This is a genomic window from Mesorhizobium tianshanense (assembly GCF_007830515.1).
In the GTDB taxonomy this organism is placed as follows: Bacteria; Pseudomonadota; Alphaproteobacteria; order Rhizobiales; family Rhizobiaceae; genus Mesorhizobium; species Mesorhizobium tianshanense.
Genome location: NZ_VLKT01000096.1, coordinates 1 through 16,689 on the forward strand (window position 1 = coordinate 1; position 16,689 = coordinate 16,689).

Sequence of the window (16,689 nt, forward strand, 5' to 3'; positions counted from 1 at the left end):
TGACTTCTGCACCGCGATCAGCGCGCCTCACGGCGGGCTCAGTCCGGAATTCCGGACACGGCACAGATCTCCCGAGGTAAGATCGACCGCCTTCCCCGCACACCCGCCGGATTTACCACCCCGGTCCTTGATGACCATGGACTTCGCGGTCATGTGCCCGCTCGTCCGGCCGGGTAGGCCTCGTATCCGGTTCTTGTCCATCGGGTCGCGGGTTTGCTCCACGCTTCCTTCAGACCCCGCCTTGCGACGACGCCCTTGCGCTTCGCTAACCCTTCGCCGCCATCAGGCTGGGTAGAGGACTTACACCTCCAAGCTGTCGATCATGCTCGGCACACACAAAAAAGCCGCCGGGTTGCCCCGACGGCTTCGTTGCCTGAGATCTGTACCGTCGCGCTTACTGCGCGGCGGTAACCATTTCGGTCAGCATCGGTTCGGCGACCTCGACGCCCGACGCCTTGCGGCGCTCGTCGATGATCAGCTCGTCGCGCGAGGTGGCGATGCGCCGGATCTGGCTCATCGTGCCGCCAGTACCGGCCGGGATCAGCCGGCCGACGATGACGTTCTCCTTCAGCCCCTGCAGCATGTCGGTCTTGCCGGCAACCGCCGCTTCGGTCAGCACCCGGGTCGTCTCCTGGAAGGAGGCGGCCGAGATGAAGGACGGTGTCTGCAGCGAGGCCTTGGTGATGCCCAAGAGCACCGGCTGGCCTTCGGCCGGCTTCTTGCCGTCCTCGACCAGGCGCTCGTTGACCTCTTCCAGCTCGATCATGTCGACGTGATCGCCCGGAATGTAGGTCGAGTCGCCCTGCGTGGTGATCTCGACCTTCTGCAGCATCTGGCGAACGATCACCTCGATGTGCTTGTCGTTGATCGACACGCCCTGCAGGCGGTAGACCTCCTGGATCTCGTTGACGAGGTAGGAGGCAAGTGCCTCCACGCCCTTGATCGCCAGGATGTCGTGCGGCGCCGGATTGCCGTCGAGGATGTAGTCGCCCTTCTCGATGACGTCGCCGTCCTGGAGATGGAACGGCTTGCCCTTCGGGATCAGGTATTCGACCGGCTCGAGCGTCGAGTCATGCGGCTCGATGATGATGCGGCGCTTGTTCTTGTAGTCGCGGCCGAAGCGGATCGTGCCGTCGATCTCGGCGATGATGGCGTGATCCTTCGGACGGCGTGCCTCGAACAGCTCGGCAACACGCGGCAGACCGCCGGTGATGTCCTTGGTCTTGGCGCTTTCCAAGGGGATACGCGCCAGCACGTCGCCGGGCTTCACATGCGCACCCGGCTCGACCGAAAGAATGGCCTCGACCGAGAGCAGGAAGCGGGCGTCGCCGCCCTTCGACAGCTTGCCGACCTTGCCCTTGGCGTCCTGGACGATCATCGCCGGCTTGAGGTCGTTGCCGCGTGGCGTCGAACGCCAGTCGATGACCTCGCGCTTGGTGATGCCGGTCGATTCGTCGGCCGTTTCCTGAACGGAAATGCCGTCGACCAGATCCTCGAACTGCACCGTGCCCTCAATTTCGGTGAGGATCGGGCGGGTATAGGGATCCCACTCGGCGATGCGCTGGCCACGCTTCACCTTGTCGCCATCGTCCACGAAGATGCGCGAACCGTAGGTGACACGGTGCGTGGCGCGCTCCTTGCCGGCCTCGTCGAGGATCAGCACCGCCATGTTGCGGCCCATGACCATCTGCTGGCCGTCGGAGTTGCGCACCACGTTGCGGTTGCGGATCTCGACCTTGCCCTCATACGAGGCTTCAAGGAACGACGAGTCCACCACCTGCGCCGTACCGCCCATGTGGAAGGTACGCATGGTGAGCTGGGTGCCCGGCTCGCCGATCGACTGCGCCGCGATGACGCCGACAGCCTCGCCCTGGTTGACCGGGGTGCCGCGGGCCAGATCGCGTCCGTAGCAGACCGCGCACACACCGACCCTGACGTCGCAGGTCAGCGCCGAGCGGATGCGGACCGACTGGACGCCGGCCTTTTCGATCTGCTCCACGTCGCGTTCGTCCATCAGTGTTCCGGCCTTGACCAGAACCTCGCCCGACACCGGATGGGTGATGTCGTCGAGCGCCGTACGACCGAGAACGCGCTGGCCGACGGAAGCGACGACCTGGCCGGCATCGACGATCGGCTGCATGGTAAGGCCCTTGTCGGTGCCGCAGTCGACGGAGTTGACGATGCAGTCCTGCGCCACGTCGACCAGACGACGGGTGAGGTAACCCGAGTTCGCCGTCTTCAAGGCGGTGTCTGCCAGACCCTTGCGGGCGCCGTGGGTCGAGTTGAAGTACTCGAGCACGGTCAGGCCTTCCTTGAAGTTCGAGATGATCGGCGTCTCGATGATCTCGCCGCTAGGCTTGGCCATCAGGCCGCGCATGCCGGCAAGCTGGCGCATCTGGGTGGGCGAGCCGCGCGCACCGGAGTGCGACATCATGTAGATCGAGTTCATCGGCTTTTGACGGCCATTGTCCTCGAACTCGACCGCCTTGATGCGGGCCATCATCTCGTCGGCGACCTTTTCCGAGCACTTGGCCCAGGCGTCGACGACCTTGTTGTACTTCTCGCCCTGCGTGATCAGGCCGTCATTGTACTGCTGCTCGTATTCCTTGGCCAAAGCCTCGGTGTCGGAGACGAGCTTGATCTTGGCATCCGGGATCAGCATGTCGTCCTTGCCGAACGAAATGCCGGCGCGGCAGGCGTGGCTGAAGCCGAGGGCCATGATGCGGTCGCAGAAAATGACCGTCTCCTTCTGACCGCAATGGCGGTAGACGGTGTCGATCATCTTGGAGATGTTCTTCTTGGTCATCTCCTGGTTCGCGGTCTCGTAAGGCACGTTGACGTTCTTCGGCAGAAGCTCGCCGATGATCATGCGGCCGGGCGTGGTGTCGTAGATCTTCGACACGACATTGCCTTCGGCGTCGACCGAGCGGAAGCGACCCTTGATCTTGGCGTGCAGCGTCACTGCCTTTGTCTCGAGCGCGTGCTGGAGTTCGCCCATGTCGGCAAACACCATGCCCTCGCCCGGCTCGTTCTGGTTGACGATCGAGAGATAGTAGAGGCCGAGAACCATGTCCTGCGAGGGCACGATGATCGGCGCGCCGGAAGCCGGGTGCAGGATGTTGTTGGTCGACATCATCAGCACGCGGGCTTCAAGCTGCGCTTCCAGCGACAGCGGCACGTGAACCGCCATCTGGTCGCCGTCGAAGTCGGCGTTGAAGGCCGTGCAGACCAGCGGGTGAAGCTGGATCGCCTTGCCTTCGATCAGGATCGGCTCGAACGCCTGGATGCCGAGGCGGTGCAGCGTCGGCGCACGGTTCAAGAGGACCGGATGCTCGCGGATAACCTCGTCGAGGATATCCCACACCTCCGGACGCTCCTTCTCGACCAGCTTCTTCGCCTGCTTGACGGTCGAGGAATAACCCTTGGCGTCGAGACGGGCATAGATGAAGGGCTTGAACAGTTCGAGCGCCATCTTCTTCGGCAAGCCGCACTGGTGCAGCTTGAGCTCCGGACCGGTCACGATGACCGAGCGGCCGGAATAGTCGACGCGCTTGCCGAGCAGGTTCTGGCGGAACCGGCCCTGCTTGCCCTTGAGCATGTCGGACAGCGACTTCAGCGGACGCTTGTTGGCGCCGGTGATGACGCGGCCGCGGCGGCCGTTGTCGAACAGCGCGTCGACGGCTTCCTGCAGCATGCGCTTTTCATTGCGCACGATGATACCGGGCGCACGCAGCTCGATCAGCCGCTTCAGGCGGTTGTTGCGGTTGATGACGCGGCGATAGAGATCGTTGAGATCCGACGTCGCGAAGCGTCCACCATCAAGAGGAACCAGCGGGCGCAGGTCCGGCGGGATCACCGGAACCACCTTCATGATCATCCATTCCGGACGGTTGCCGGATTCCATGAAGTTCTCGACGACCTTGAGCCGCTTCAGATACTTCTTCTGCTTGAGCTCGGACGTGGTCGAAGCCAGCTCCGAACGCAGGTCGCCGGCGATCTTCTCCAGGTCCATGCCGGCCAGAAGGTCGTGGATGGCCTCGGCGCCGATCATGGCGGTGAAACTATCCTCGCCATATTCGTCGACGGCGATCATGTACTCTTCCTCGCTGAGGAGCTGGTGCTCCTTCAGCGCGGTGAGGCCAGGCTCGGTGACGATGTAGTTCTCGAAGTAGAGAACGCGCTCGATGTCCTTCAGCGTCATGTCGAGCAACGTGCCGATACGCGACGGCAGTGACTTCAGGAACCAGATATGGGCGACGGGCGCAGCCAGTTCGATATGGCCCATGCGCTCGCGACGGACGCGCGACAGCGTCACTTCGACGCCGCACTTCTCGCAGATGACGCCCTTGTACTTCATGCGCTTGTACTTGCCGCACAGGCACTCATAGTCCTTGATCGGACCGAAAATCCGCGCGCAGAACAGGCCGTCGCGCTCCGGCTTGAAGGTGCGGTAGTTGATGGTCTCCGGCTTCTTGATCTCGCCGAACGACCAGGACAGAATCTTCTCAGGGCTGGCGAGCGAGATCCGGATGGAATCGAACACCTGCGCAGGCGCCTGGGGGTTGAAGAGATTCATGACCTCTTGGTTCATGCCGTTCTCCTTTTCGGGGTCCTCGAAAACCCCTTGCATCTAGCGCGGACCAAACGCCCGCCGACTTGCCGGCCATCGGCCGAAGAATTGGTGCGTGCGGTCGCGGGAGCCCTCTCCCGCGACCGCACGCTGGCTTATTCGGCCGCGTCGGGCAGCCGGACTGGTGTTTCGTCGAGCTTGGTGTTCTCCAGCTCGACATTGAGGCCCAGAGACCGCATTTCCTTGACCAGAACGTTGAAGCTCTCGGGAATGCCGGCCTCGAACGTGTCGTCGCCTCTGACGATCGCCTCGTAGACCTTGGTGCGGCCGGCGACGTCGTCCGACTTCACCGTCAGCATCTCCTGCAGCGTGTAGGCGGCGCCGTACGCTTCGAGCGCCCAGACCTCCATCTCGCCGAAGCGCTGGCCACCGAACTGCGCCTTGCCGCCCAGCGGCTGCTGGGTAACGAGCGAGTACGGCCCGATCGAACGCGCGTGAATCTTGTCGTCCACGAGATGGTGAAGCTTGAGCATATATATGTAGCCCATCGTCACTTTACGATCGAACGGCTCGCCGGTGCGCCCGTCATAGAGCTGCGACTGACCGCTGGTGTGCAGGCCCGCCTGCTCCAGCATGATGTTGATGTCGGCCTCGTGCGCGCCGTCGAACACCGGTGTCGCGATGGCGACGCCGCGGCGCATCTGCTCGCTGAGGCGAACGACACTCTCGTCGTCATAGTCGCGGACCGGCTCGTTGCGGTCGTTGGCCGGCATGAAGCTCTCGAGCGTCTTGCGCAGCGGCTTGATGTCGCCGCCCGTCTTGTAGGCGTCGATCAGTTCGCCGATCTTCCTGCCCATTCCGGCGCAAGCCCAGCCCAGATGCGTCTCCAGGATCTGACCGACATTCATGCGGCTCGGCACACCCAGCGGGTTGAGCACGATATCGGCATGCGTGCCGTCCTCGAGGAACGGCATGTCCTCGACCGGAACGATCCGCGACACGACACCCTTGTTGCCGTGCCGGCCGGCCATCTTGTCGCCGGGCTGCATCTTGCGCTTCACGGCCACGAAGACCTTGACCATCTTCATGACGCCGGGAGGCATCTCATCGCCGCGCTGCACCTTCTCGACCTTGTCCATGAAGCGCTGTTCGAGCGCCTTCTTGGAATCGTCGTACTGGCCACGCAGGGCTTCCAGTTCGCTCTGGAGCTTCTCGTCCTCCACCGCAAACTGCCACCACTGCGAACGCGGATACTCGTCGAGCGTGTCCTTCGACAGCTTCGAGCCCTTCTTGAAGCCCTTCGGTCCGGCAATCGCTTCCTTGCCGACGAGAACGTCGGAAAGGCGCGAATAGACGTTGCGGTCGAGGATCGCCTGCTCGTCGTCGCGGTCCTTGGCGAGGCGTTCGATCTCCTCACGCTCGATCGCCATGGCGCGCTCGTCCTTCTCCACACCGTGGCGGTTGAAGACGCGCACTTCGACGACGGTGCCGAAGGTTCCGGGCGGCATGCGCATGGAAGTGTCACGCACGTCCGATGCCTTTTCGCCGAAGATGGCGCGCAGAAGCTTCTCTTCCGGCGTCATCGGGCTTTCACCCTTCGGCGTGATCTTGCCGACCAGGATGTCGCCCGGCTGCACTTCCGCGCCGATATAGACGATGCCGGCCTCGTCGAGGTTCTTCAGCGCTTCTTCCGAGACGTTGGGGATGTCGCGCGTGATTTCCTCCGGCCCGAGCTTGGTGTCGCGCGCCATGACCTCGAACTCCTCGATGTGGATCGAGGTGAAGACGTCGTCGGCGACGATGCGCTCGGACAAGAGGATCGAGTCCTCGTAGTTGTAGCCGTTCCACGGCATGAACGCGACCAGCACGTTGCGGCCGAGCGCCAGATCGCCGAGCTCGGTCGACGGGCCGTCGGCGATGATGTCGCCCTTGTTGACCCGGTCGCCCATGCGCACCAGCGGACGCTGGTTGATGCAGGTGTTCTGGTTCGAGCGCTGGAACTTCATCAGCCGGTAGATGTCGACGCCGGACTTGCCGGGATCGAGATCTTCCGTGGCGCGGATGACGATACGCGTCGCGTCCACCTGGTCGACGATGCCGCCGCGGCGGGCACCGATGGCGGCGCCCGAGTCACGGGCGACGATCGGCTCCATGCCGGTGCCGACGAACGGCGCTTCGGCGCGCACCAGCGGCACGGCCTGACGCTGCATGTTCGAGCCCATCAGGGCGCGGTTGGCGTCGTCGTTCTCGAGGAACGGGATCAGGGCCGCGGCCACCGACACCATCTGCTTCGGCGACACGTCCATCAGATCGACGTTTTCGCGCGGCGCCATCATCACTTCGCCGGCGTTGCGGCAAATGACGAATTCGTCGACGAAACCGCCATTCTTGTCGAGCTCGGCATTGGCCTGCGCGACGTGGTGCTTGGCCTCTTCCATCGCCGACAGGTAGACGACCTCATTGGTCAGCCTGCCGTTGACGATCTTGCGGTACGGGCTCTCGATGAAGCCGTATTTGTTGACGCGCGCAAAGGTGGCCAGCGAGTTGATCAGACCGATGTTCGGGCCTTCCGGCGTCTCGATCGGGCAGATGCGGCCGTAATGCGTCGGGTGCACGTCGCGCACCTCGAAGCCGGCGCGCTCGCGGGTCAGACCACCGGGCCCAAGCGCCGAGAGGCGGCGCTTGTGGGTGATCTCCGACAGCGGGTTGGTCTGGTCCATGAACTGCGACAGCTGCGAGGAACCGAAGAACTCGCGCACGGCGGCAGCCGCCGGCTTGGCGTTGATCAGGTCCTGCGGCATCACCGTATCGATCTCGATCGAGGACATGCGTTCCTTGATCGCGCGCTCCATGCGCAGCAGGCCGACGCGGTACTGGTTCTCCATCAGCTCGCCGACCGAGCGCACGCGGCGATTGCCGAGATTGTCGATGTCGTCGATCTCGCCCTTGCCGTCGCGCAATTCGACCAGCGTCTTGACCACGGCCAGGATGTCGTCCTTGCGCAGCACGCGCACGGTATCCTCGGCCTTAAGCTCGAGGCGCATGTTCATCTTGACGCGGCCGACGGCCGACAGATCATAGCGCTCGCTGTCGAAGAACAGCGAGTTGAACATGGCTTCGGCGGTCTCGAGCGTCGGCGGCTCGCCGGGGCGCATGACGCGGTAGATGTCGAACAGCGCGTCCTGTCGGCTCTCGTTCTTGTCGACGCTGAGCGTGTTGCGGATGTAGGCGCCGACATTGACGTGGTCGATGTCGAGAACCTTGATCTCGTCATCGCCGGCGCTGAGAAGCACCTTCAGCGTCTTGTCATCGATCTCGTCGCCGGCCTCGAGGAAAATCTCGCCGGTCCCATAGTTGACGATGTCCTCGGCAAGGTAATTGCCGAGCAGATCCTCGTCGGTCGCCTTGATCGCCTTGAGACCCTTTTCGCCGAGCTGACGGGCCTGGCGTGCGGTGATCTTCTTGCCGGCCTCGACGACAACTTCGCCGGTATCGGCGTCGACCAGGTCGCCAACGGCCTTGAGGCCGCGGAAACGCTCGACGTTGAACGGGATGCGCCAATGGTCGCCGGCGCGCTTGTAGGTGATCTTGTTGTAGAAGGTCGACAGGATCTCTTCGCCGTCCATGCCGAGCGCCATCAACAGCGACGTCACCGGAATCTTGCGGCGGCGGTCGATGCGGGCGTGCACGACGTCCTTCGAGTCGAACTCGATGTCGAGCCACGAGCCGCGATAGGGGATGACACGCGCGGCAAACAGCAGCTTGCCCGACGAGTGCGACTTGCCCTTGTCATGGTCGAAGAAGACGCCCGGCGAACGGTGCATCTGCGAGACGATGACGCGCTCGGTGCCGTTGACGATGAAGGTGCCGTTCAAGGTCATGAGCGGCATGTCGCCCATGTAGACGTCCTGCTCCTTGATGTCCTTGATAGACTTGGCGCCGGTATCCTCGTCGATATCGAACACGATGAGGCGCAGCGTCACCTTCAGCGGCGCGGCATAGGTCAGGTCGCGCTGACGGCATTCGTCAACGTCGAATTTCGGTCCTTCGAACTCGTACTTCACGAATTCCAGCATTGAGGAGCCGGAAAAGTCGGAGATCGGGAAGACCGACTTGAAAACCGCCTGCAGTCCCTCGTCAGGACGCCCGCCCTTGGGCTCCTCCACCATCAGGAACTGGTCATAGGATGCCTTCTGAACCTCGATAAGGTTCGGCATCTCCGCAACTTCCGGGATCTTCCCGAAGAACTTGCGTACGCGTCTGCGGCCATTGAAAGTCTGTGTCTGGGCCATCGTCGCTCCTTAGCTCTAAACTCGGGGCGAGCCTCGCCGCGGCTCGCCTTGCATTCTCGGCCACCTCGGCGGGGGCCTTCTATTTGTTCACCCACCGCCAATCGGCGGCTGGCCAAAACGGGAGAAAACCCGTTTCCTGAAGGCCGATTCACGGCCCTCGGGAAAGAGGTTTTCGTACTTCGCGTTACGCAGCCTCCCTTCGGCCGAGGGAATGGCGGACGGCGCGAAGCCGCCCGCCGATACAAACGCTTACTTCAGTTCGACCTTGGCGCCGGCTGCTTCCAGCTGGGCCTTGAACTTGTCCGCGTCGGCCTTGGAAACGGCTTCCTTGACCGGCTTCGGAGCCGCCTCGACCAGGTCCTTGGCTTCCTTGAGGCCAAGACCGGTGATGGCGCGAACTTCCTTGATGACGTTGATCTTCTGAGCGCCCGCCTCGGTGAGGACGACGTCGAATTCCGTCTTTTCCTCGACCGGAGCAGCAGCGGCCGCAGCACCGCCAGCGGCGGCAACCGCCACCGGAGCAGCGGCGGAAACGCCCCACTTTTCTTCCAAAAGCTTCGACAACTCGGCCGCCTCGAGGACGGTCAGCTTCGAAAGGTCGTCTACGATCTTTGCGAGATCAGCCATTGCAATATTCCTTCATAAGGTTCGAACGTGTGTTTGTGATAGCGAGGAACGGCCTCATGCCGCCTCGTCCTTCCGGGCGTAAGCGCCGATGACGCGCGCGACCGAAGCCGCAGGCGCATTGACGATCTGGGCGATCCGGGTTGCCGGCGTGGCGATCATGCCAACCAGCCTGCCGCGCAGCTCATCGAGCGACGGAAGTGCGGCGAGTGCCTTCACACCGTCGGCGTTGAGCGAGGTGGTGCCCATTGCGCCGCCGAGAATGACCAGCTTGTCATTTCCCTTGGCGAAATCGGACGCGACCTTCGGCGCCGTAACCGGATCCTCCGAATAAGCGATCAGCGTCTGTCCCTTGAACAGATCGACGATCGATGCGGAGTCCGTGCCCTGAAGAGCGATTTTGGCGAGACGGTTCTTCGCGACTTTGACGGTGCCACCGGCGGCGCGCATCTTCGACCGGAGGTCGTTCATTTGCGCGACGGTGATACCGGCGTAGTGGGCCACGACGACTGAACCAGCGCTTGAAAACGCATCATTCAGGCCCGTGACGAGTTCGCGTTTTTCCGCTCTGTCCACTGCCTATCTCCAGTTGACCCCTGCCCCATTCACGAGGACAGGCGTCGGGTTGCCTTTTGCCGGCCGGGCCATCCAGTAACGGATCTCCCGAACGACGCTCGAGGATCCTGCCCCCTTTCGCCACACCAGCCGGCAAGCCGAATGGTGCGCAGACAAAAGGCAAACACGGTTCGAACCTTTCATTGGAGCAGTCGCTCCGTTGTCCGGTCTTCACCCGTCTCATGCAGGCCCACATGAATTAAGGCCCCCTTTGAATTAGGCTTGAGGGCCGCCTGCAATCTCGGACAGGATGTCCGGAAGCCTTCCGACTTCCGGTACCGGGCCGCCAAGATAAATCGGAGGCCCGGAATTCTGTTTGCGGATCGGCCCTTTAGCGGCCAATCCAAATCGTTCGTATCAGGACGCTGCCAGCGTCGAGACGTCGAGCTTGAGGCCCGGGCCCATCGTCGAGGTGACCGACACCTTCTTGACGTAGTTGCCCTTGGCGCCAGCCGGCTTCGCCTTGTTCACCGCGTCAGCGAAGGCGCGGACGTTCTCTTCCAACGCCTTGACGTCGAACGAGATCTTGCCGACGCCACCATGAACGATGCCGGCTTTCTCGACGCGGAACTCGACGGCGCCGCCCTTCGACGCCTTGACGGCGGCGGCGACGTCGGTGGTGACGGTGCCGACCTTCGGGTTCGGCATCATGCCGCGCGGGCCGAGCACCTTGCCCAGACGGCCGACCAGCGGCATCATGTCCGGCGTGGCGATGCAGCGATCGAAGTCGATCGTGCCCTTCTGGACGATTTCGACCAGATCCTCGGCGCCAACGACATCAGCGCCGGCAGCCTTGGCTTCGTCGGCCTTGTCGCCGCGCGCAAAAACGGCGACGCGGACGGTACGGCCGGTGCCGTTCGGCAGATTGACCACGCCACGGACCATCTGGTCGGCATGGCGCGGGTCGACACCCAGGTTCATCGCGACTTCAACGGTTTCGTCGAACTTCACCGAGGACCGCTCCTTGAGCAGCTTCAGCGCATCGCCCAGGGCATAGGCCTTGTTGGGATCGATGCCTTCGCGGGTCTTCGATACACGCTTTGCAATCTTTGCCATGATCTCAGCCCACCACTTCCAGACCCATCGAGCGGGCGGAGCCCTCGACCATGCGCATGGCCCCCTCGATATCGTTTGCGTTCAGATCCTTCATCTTCTGCTCGGCAATGGCGCGCACCTTGTCGCGGCCGATCGTGCCGGCCCTGACCTTGCCCGGCTCCTTCGAGCCCGACTTCAGGTTCGCGGCCTTCTTCAGGAAGTAGCTCACCGGCGGCGTCTTCATGACGAAGGTGAACGACTTGTCCTGGTAGTAGGTGATCACGACCGGGATCGGCGATCCCTTTTCCATTTCCTGGGTCTGCGCGTTGAACGCCTTGCAGAACTCCATGATGTTGATGCCGCGCTGACCAAGCGCCGGTCCGATCGGGGGCGACGGCGTCGCCGAGCCCGCGGAAACCTGGAGCTTGAGCTGGCCTGCAATTTTCTTAGCCATCTCTTCCTGCCTTTATCTCATGCCGGCCCCACTATCTCTGGGAAACACCGGCGGTTGCAGTCTGGTGGTGCGGTTCCTGCGGCTGGCTAAAGCCGCATTCGCCTCCCACCGTTCTGGCGACGCGATCTCCGCGCCGCCTCCCCCATCGCCGAATGGGCGACGAGGATTCCGGATCAGCCCTTTTCGACCTGCCCGAATTCAAGATCGACCGGCACGGCGCGCCCGAAGATCGAAACTTCCACCTTGAGCCGCGCCCGCTCCTCGTCCACTTCCTGGACGAAACCGTTGAACGACGCGAACGGGCCGTCCGAGACGCGGATCGCCTCGCCGATCTCGAAAGTGACCGACGGCTTCGGCCGCTCGACGCCTTCCTGCACCTGGTTCAGGATGCGCTGGGCCTCGGCCTCAGTGATCGGCACCGGCTTCGAGTCGCCCAGGAAGCCGGTGACCTTCGGCGTGTTCTTCACGAGCGAGAACACCGCATCGGTCAGGTTGGCCTTCAGGAGCACGTAGCCCGGGAAGAACTTGCGCTCGGCATCGACCTTGCGGCCGCGGCGTATCTCGACGACCTTCTCGGTCGGCACCACGATCTGCTCGATTTCAGCGGACAGGCCTTTCTGCTTGGCCTTGTGCTCGATATCCTCGGCGACCTTCTTTTCAAAGTTCGAATAGGCGTGGACGATGTACCACCGCGCAGTCATATCAAGACTTCTCCGTAATCGCCGGACTTAGCGTCCAATGCCCAGAATCTGCTCGACCGCGAGGCCCATGAGCTGATCGGCGGTAAAGAAAAAGATCATCGCGATCACAGCGAACGCCAGAACCATCACCGTCGAGATCATCGTTTCGCGGCGCGACGGCCAAGTCACCTTGGCGGTCTCCGAGCGAACCTGCTGGAGAAAGACGAAAGGATTTGTGGTTTTCGAAGCCATGTGCCGCCTGTCTTCAAGACCCGTTGGCCGGGTCTCCTGGATGATCCCGCTGGCCGGGACGTGCCGCCTGAGCCCGTGTTCGCGCCGAATCAGCGCAATCATTTCGCCCATGCAAATCGGACGCGTAAAGCCGGATTCCCAGCTCCACGCGTCGCGTGTCTGTTTCCTCTACATAAAACCGATTCTTGATCCACGCAAGTGGCAAGTGTCCGCTTTATGACAAACGCCGCCTCGGAACCATCCAGTCGTCCCGTCCCGGCTATGGCCCCTTATGCCCCAATCCAATCTAAATGGCAAGTCGCCCGCCGGTTTTCAAAGGCTGGCCGGTGGAAACCAACGCATGCCAGCGAACCAGGGATCGATTTTGCTGCGCTGCCCCCTCGGTTTGGAAGGATCATGCGCAAAGGACGCTGTAGACGTTTCATCGATTGGCCATTTTGAAAAATGGCACGGGCAGCAGGGCTCGAACCTACGACCTGCGGTTTTGGAGACCGCCGCTCTACCAACTGAGCTATGCCCGTACGTGCGCGTGTCGGCGCAGCAGGCGCTTCCTAAAAGCTTCCGCGCGCTCTGTAAAGAGCGGTCTGATTGGATTGTGCCATTCACGTCCTGCACCAGAATTCGGATAGGTGACGACCAGTCCGTCAGGCCGATCTCGACCACTCGCCTGAAGTCGCCGCAAGCCGGGATCAGCCGCCCGACGGCGGCTGATAAGGACCTCCCGGCACGCCCCACCCCCAGGCCGGCATCGGTTCCGTCTCCGGGTCGCAGGTCTCGCCAAGGTTGGAGTTCATCTTGGCCAGCCGCGATCCCCATTCGACATAGGCCATGAAAGCCGAGCGGAATTCCGGATCGTCCGGCAGCCCGGTCTCATCGGCGGCATCAGCGAGCAGATTGATCCAGCGCCGGCGCTGCTCCTCGCTCAGGTGCTTGCCAAGATGACGCATCACCATCTCGCGGTGACCGCCATGCTTTTCGCTGTAGATCTTCGGTCCGCCGAAGACCTCGCCGATGAAGGCCGCGACATGGGCAGGATGATCCGGTGACATGTTTTTGAACACCGGGCCGACGACCGGGTCGCGAGACACCTTGCCGTAGAACGTTTGGGTCAGGCGATTCAGTGCTTCGGTGCCGCCGGCCCATTCGAACAATGTCGGGATATCCTGGCTCATTCTCGATCCTCGGCCGGCCGGACTGTCAATTGCCTCGGACGATAGCGGAACTATCGAACATTGCTCAACCTGCCTCGATGGCCAGTTTGGGCCGGCTGCGGTGCCTGCACCTTACAGCTTGACGGGCGCGTCGGCGTGAACCTCGGACGTCGACATCACGCGGCAATTCTCTGGCATCGGCTCCGATTTGCAGATGGTCGGACCGGTAAATTCATCGACCGATTCAAGCCCGGTCGTCAGCCCGACTTTCAACATTATGGCGGGCTCGAGCTGCCGATGGCGCGAGTCCGGAACCGACCGCATCGCCGCCAGCAGACCGGGTCCGATCGCCATGTCCCTGAGATAGGATTTGACCTGTTGCTCCAGCCCCGTCGAATGCACGGTCACCTGCGCACGAGGACCGACAAGGCGCCTGACGCCGCCGGCGAGCATGATCGGACAGGCTGCGCCACACTCGCCGCTCGCATCGATCGTGAGCCCGACATAGACGCCATCTTCGGCGGTGCAATCCGCCTTGTCCGGCTCGCATTCAATGAAGTCCGTCCGTGCAACGGCCACGTCGAGCTTGCGTTCTCTAATCAACCTTCCAGTAGCCAGAGCGCCGAGCATGTCACCTCCCGGCGAGTTGACCACCACGGGCAGGCGCCGATCGCCGATCGTGTCAAGCAACTGGCGCAGCCGCTCCGGCGTATGAGCGCTGATGGTGCCTTCCGCGGAGATCCATTCGGGACAATTGGGATCGCAGAGGAAACTTCTGCCTCGAACCAGAACGAAGCGCATGTCTCCGACGTCGTCCCGCCGCACGGCTTCGGGTTCGACCGACGCGGCGGGAGCGGGCTTGGCGTACGCCATCACATCGCCGGCCGGCTTCGTGGCGTTGTCCGCCGGCGCCGGTATCTCCCTGCAGTTCGCTGCCACCGGATCGGTTTTGCACAGGGTTGCCGCGGTCAGCAGGTCGACAGCATCCAGGCTGGTAACGAGCTTCGCCTGCAGCATGTCGTAAGGAGCCAGCTGGTGGATGCTGCTGGCCGGCGTGTTCTTCATCGTCTCGAGCACGTCACGGCCGACACCCATTTCCTTGAGATAGGCCGCCAGTCTTTTCTCCGTCGCCTTGCTCATCTCGTAGGTCTTGTAGCTGCCGGCGTCCTTGCGGCTGACGATCTTCTTGCTGTGGACCTTCTTCTTGCCTCTCACCACCCGATACGTGGTCCGGTACTGCAATTTCGTCCGGATATAGGTCGTGGTAATCTGATGGACGCCGAGATAGGCCAATTGCCCGACCACACGCCTGATGCCGCCGGCAAACATCAGCGGACAGGCGGAATTGCAGATGGCGCCGGCGGCATAGGGACTGCCGAAATAACGGGCGCCCTTGCCGTCGTTTTCCCTGCAGTTCTTCACGTCGGGCAGGCAGCCGACGAACTGGGTCTTGCCGACCGCGATGTCGAGCTTATTCTTGCGGATCAGACGGCCCAGCGCCAGCGCCGCATCGACGTTGCCGCCGGGAGAATCGACGACAAGCGGCAGTTTTCGACCGCCGAGAGCTTTGAGCGTGCGTTTGAAAAGGGCCGGCGTGCCGGCTTCTATCGAGCCTTCAGCCGATATCCATTCCGGGCAGGTCGGTTCGCAACCAGGCGTGCTGCTGCGGACGATGACAAACCGCATCGTCGAGCCAAGATCCGACGCGGATTTTTTTGTATTCGCCGCGAAGGCAGCGTGTCCCATGACAAGGAACGACGCCAGGCAGATCAGCCTGAGCGACCACCATGTCTGGCCATTCAAACGGTGCCACGGAACCATTTGGGCAAGCCCCCGCTATGCAACTTATACTAGTCGAGGTTTGGACGCTTGCAACAGGGTTTTGCAACGACGCCGCGGGCGCACGTCGGCCGCACCTAAAATGCAAAAAGGGCAGCCCGAGGACTGCCCTTTTGTACTCGATCTAACCGGCAAATGCCGGTGTCGATTACTCTTTGATGGTGACGACGATGCCGGCACCGACGGTGCGGCCGCCTTCACGGATGGCGAAGCGCAGCTTCTCTTCCATGGCGATCGGCACGATCAGCTCGACATCGACCGTGATGTTGTCGCCCGGCATCACCATCTCGGTGCCTTCCGGCAGCGACACGATGCCGGTCACGTCCGTCGTGCGGAAATAGAACTGCGGACGGTAGTTGGTGAAGAACGGCGTGTGACGGCCACCCTCGTCCTTGGTCAGGATGTAGGCTTCGGCCACGAACTTCTTGTGCGGCTTGACCGTGCCCGGCTTGGCCAGAACCTGGCCGCGCTCGACACCCTCGCGGTCGACACCGCGCAGCAGCGCGCCGATGTTGTCGCCGGCCTGGCCCTGGTCGAGCAGCTTGCGGAACATCTCGACGCCCGTGCAGGTCGTCTTGGTCGTCGGACGGATGCCGACGATCTCGAGCTCCTCGCCAACCTTGACCACGCCACGCTCGACGCGGCCGGTCACAACCGTGCCGCGGCCAGAGATCGAGAACACGTCCTCGATCGGCATCAGGAACGGCTTGTCCAGCGGGCGAACCGGCGTCGGGATGTAGGCGTCGACCTGCGCCATCAATTCGCGGATCGCGTCCTCGCCGATCGTCTTGTCCGAATCCTCCAAAGCCGCAAGCGCCGAACCCTTGACGATCGGAATGTCGTCGCCGGGGAACTCGTTCTTGGTCAACAGCTCGCGCACCTCGAGCTCGACCAGCTCCAAAAGCTCGGCGTCGTCGACCTGGTCGACCTTGTTCAAAAACACCACGATCGACGGCACGCCGACCTGACGGGCAAGCAGGATGTGCTCGCGCGTCTGCGGCATCGGGCCGTCGGCCGCCGACACAACCAGGATCGCCCCGTCCATCTGCGCGGCACCGGTGATCATGTTCTTCACATAGTCGGCGTGCCCGGGGCAGTCGACATGCGCGTAGTGGCGGTTCTCCGTCTCGTATTCCACATGCGCCGTCGAAATCGTGATGCCGCGCGCCTTCTCCTC

General features: G+C 62.6%; 11 protein-coding genes and 1 tRNA gene. All 12 read right to left on the bottom strand.

Annotated features, from left to right (window positions below):
• Positions 1–394: 394 nt before the first annotated feature.
• A complete protein-coding gene (gene rpoC, locus IQ26_RS36870) occupies positions 395–4,591 on the bottom strand; it encodes a DNA-directed RNA polymerase subunit beta' (protein ID WP_145723277.1) in 4,197 nt (1,398 codons plus the stop codon).
• A 134-nt stretch (positions 4,592–4,725) separates the two neighbouring features.
• Entirely contained in the window at positions 4,726–8,862 is a 4,137-nt protein-coding gene (gene rpoB, locus IQ26_RS36875) for a DNA-directed RNA polymerase subunit beta (RefSeq protein WP_145723278.1), read from the bottom strand.
• Between the two features lie 249 nt (positions 8,863–9,111).
• Positions 9,112–9,489 carry a 50S ribosomal protein L7/L12 gene (gene rplL, locus IQ26_RS36880; protein WP_023680442.1) on the bottom strand — a complete coding sequence of 126 codons (378 nt, stop codon included), beginning with the start codon at positions 9,487–9,489 and terminating at the stop codon, positions 9,112–9,114.
• 54 nt (positions 9,490–9,543) lie between these two features.
• Positions 9,544–10,062, bottom strand: coding sequence for a 50S ribosomal protein L10 (gene rplJ, locus IQ26_RS36885; RefSeq protein WP_145723279.1), 519 nt, complete (start codon positions 10,060–10,062; stop codon positions 9,544–9,546).
• A 396-nt stretch (positions 10,063–10,458) separates the two neighbouring features.
• Entirely contained in the window at positions 10,459–11,157 is a 699-nt protein-coding gene (gene rplA / locus IQ26_RS36890) for a 50S ribosomal protein L1 (protein WP_145723280.1), read from the bottom strand.
• A gap of 4 nt (positions 11,158–11,161) precedes the next feature.
• Positions 11,162–11,590, bottom strand: coding sequence for a 50S ribosomal protein L11 (rplK, locus tag IQ26_RS36895; protein WP_126042457.1), 429 nt, complete (start codon positions 11,588–11,590; stop codon positions 11,162–11,164).
• 173 nt (positions 11,591–11,763) lie between these two features.
• Positions 11,764–12,291 (bottom strand): transcription termination/antitermination protein NusG, encoded by a 528-nt coding sequence (gene nusG, locus IQ26_RS36900; protein WP_126042459.1) that lies wholly within the window; start codon positions 12,289–12,291, stop codon positions 11,764–11,766.
• Between the two features lie 27 nt (positions 12,292–12,318).
• Positions 12,319–12,522 carry a preprotein translocase subunit SecE gene (secE, locus tag IQ26_RS36905; RefSeq protein WP_029352158.1) on the bottom strand — a complete coding sequence of 68 codons (204 nt, stop codon included), beginning with the start codon at positions 12,520–12,522 and terminating at the stop codon, positions 12,319–12,321.
• A 445-nt stretch (positions 12,523–12,967) separates the two neighbouring features.
• A tRNA-Trp gene (locus tag IQ26_RS36910) sits at positions 12,968–13,043 on the bottom strand.
• Between the two features lie 168 nt (positions 13,044–13,211).
• Complete coding sequence (locus IQ26_RS36915; protein ID WP_145723281.1) at positions 13,212–13,694, bottom strand: group II truncated hemoglobin; 483 nt, start codon at positions 13,692–13,694, stop codon at positions 13,212–13,214.
• A gap of 111 nt (positions 13,695–13,805) precedes the next feature.
• Positions 13,806–15,494 (bottom strand): COG3904 family protein, encoded by a 1,689-nt coding sequence (locus tag IQ26_RS36920; RefSeq protein WP_145723282.1) that lies wholly within the window; start codon positions 15,492–15,494, stop codon positions 13,806–13,808.
• Positions 15,495–15,660: 166 nt separating this feature from the next.
• Positions 15,661–16,689: elongation factor Tu (gene tuf / locus IQ26_RS36925; protein ID WP_145723283.1), on the bottom strand; the 1,029-nt coding region annotated here is incomplete at its 5' end.

Bases quoted from the DNA above. Each gene is read 5' to 3' on its own strand.
- rpoC (WP_145723277.1), bottom strand. From the start codon at position 4,591: ATGAACCAAGAGGTCATGAATCTCTTCAACCCCCAGGCGCCTGCGCAG.
- rpoB (WP_145723278.1), bottom strand. From the start codon at position 8,862: ATGGCCCAGACACAGACTTTCAATGGCCGCAGACGCGTACGCAAGTTC.
- rplL (WP_023680442.1), bottom strand. From the start codon at position 9,489: ATGGCTGATCTCGCAAAGATCGTAGACGACCTTTCGAAGCTGACCGTC.
- rplA (WP_145723280.1), bottom strand. From the start codon at position 11,157: ATGGCAAAGATTGCAAAGCGTGTATCGAAGACCCGCGAAGGCATCGAT.
- rplK (WP_126042457.1), bottom strand. From the start codon at position 11,590: ATGGCTAAGAAAATTGCAGGCCAGCTCAAGCTCCAGGTTTCCGCGGGC.
- nusG (WP_126042459.1), bottom strand. From the start codon at position 12,291: ATGACTGCGCGGTGGTACATCGTCCACGCCTATTCGAACTTTGAAAAG.
- secE (WP_029352158.1), bottom strand. From the start codon at position 12,522: ATGGCTTCGAAAACCACAAATCCTTTCGTCTTTCTCCAGCAGGTTCGC.
- IQ26_RS36915 (WP_145723281.1), bottom strand. From the start codon at position 13,694: ATGAGCCAGGATATCCCGACATTGTTCGAATGGGCCGGCGGCACCGAA.
- IQ26_RS36920 (WP_145723282.1), bottom strand. From the start codon at position 15,494: ATGGTTCCGTGGCACCGTTTGAATGGCCAGACATGGTGGTCGCTCAGG.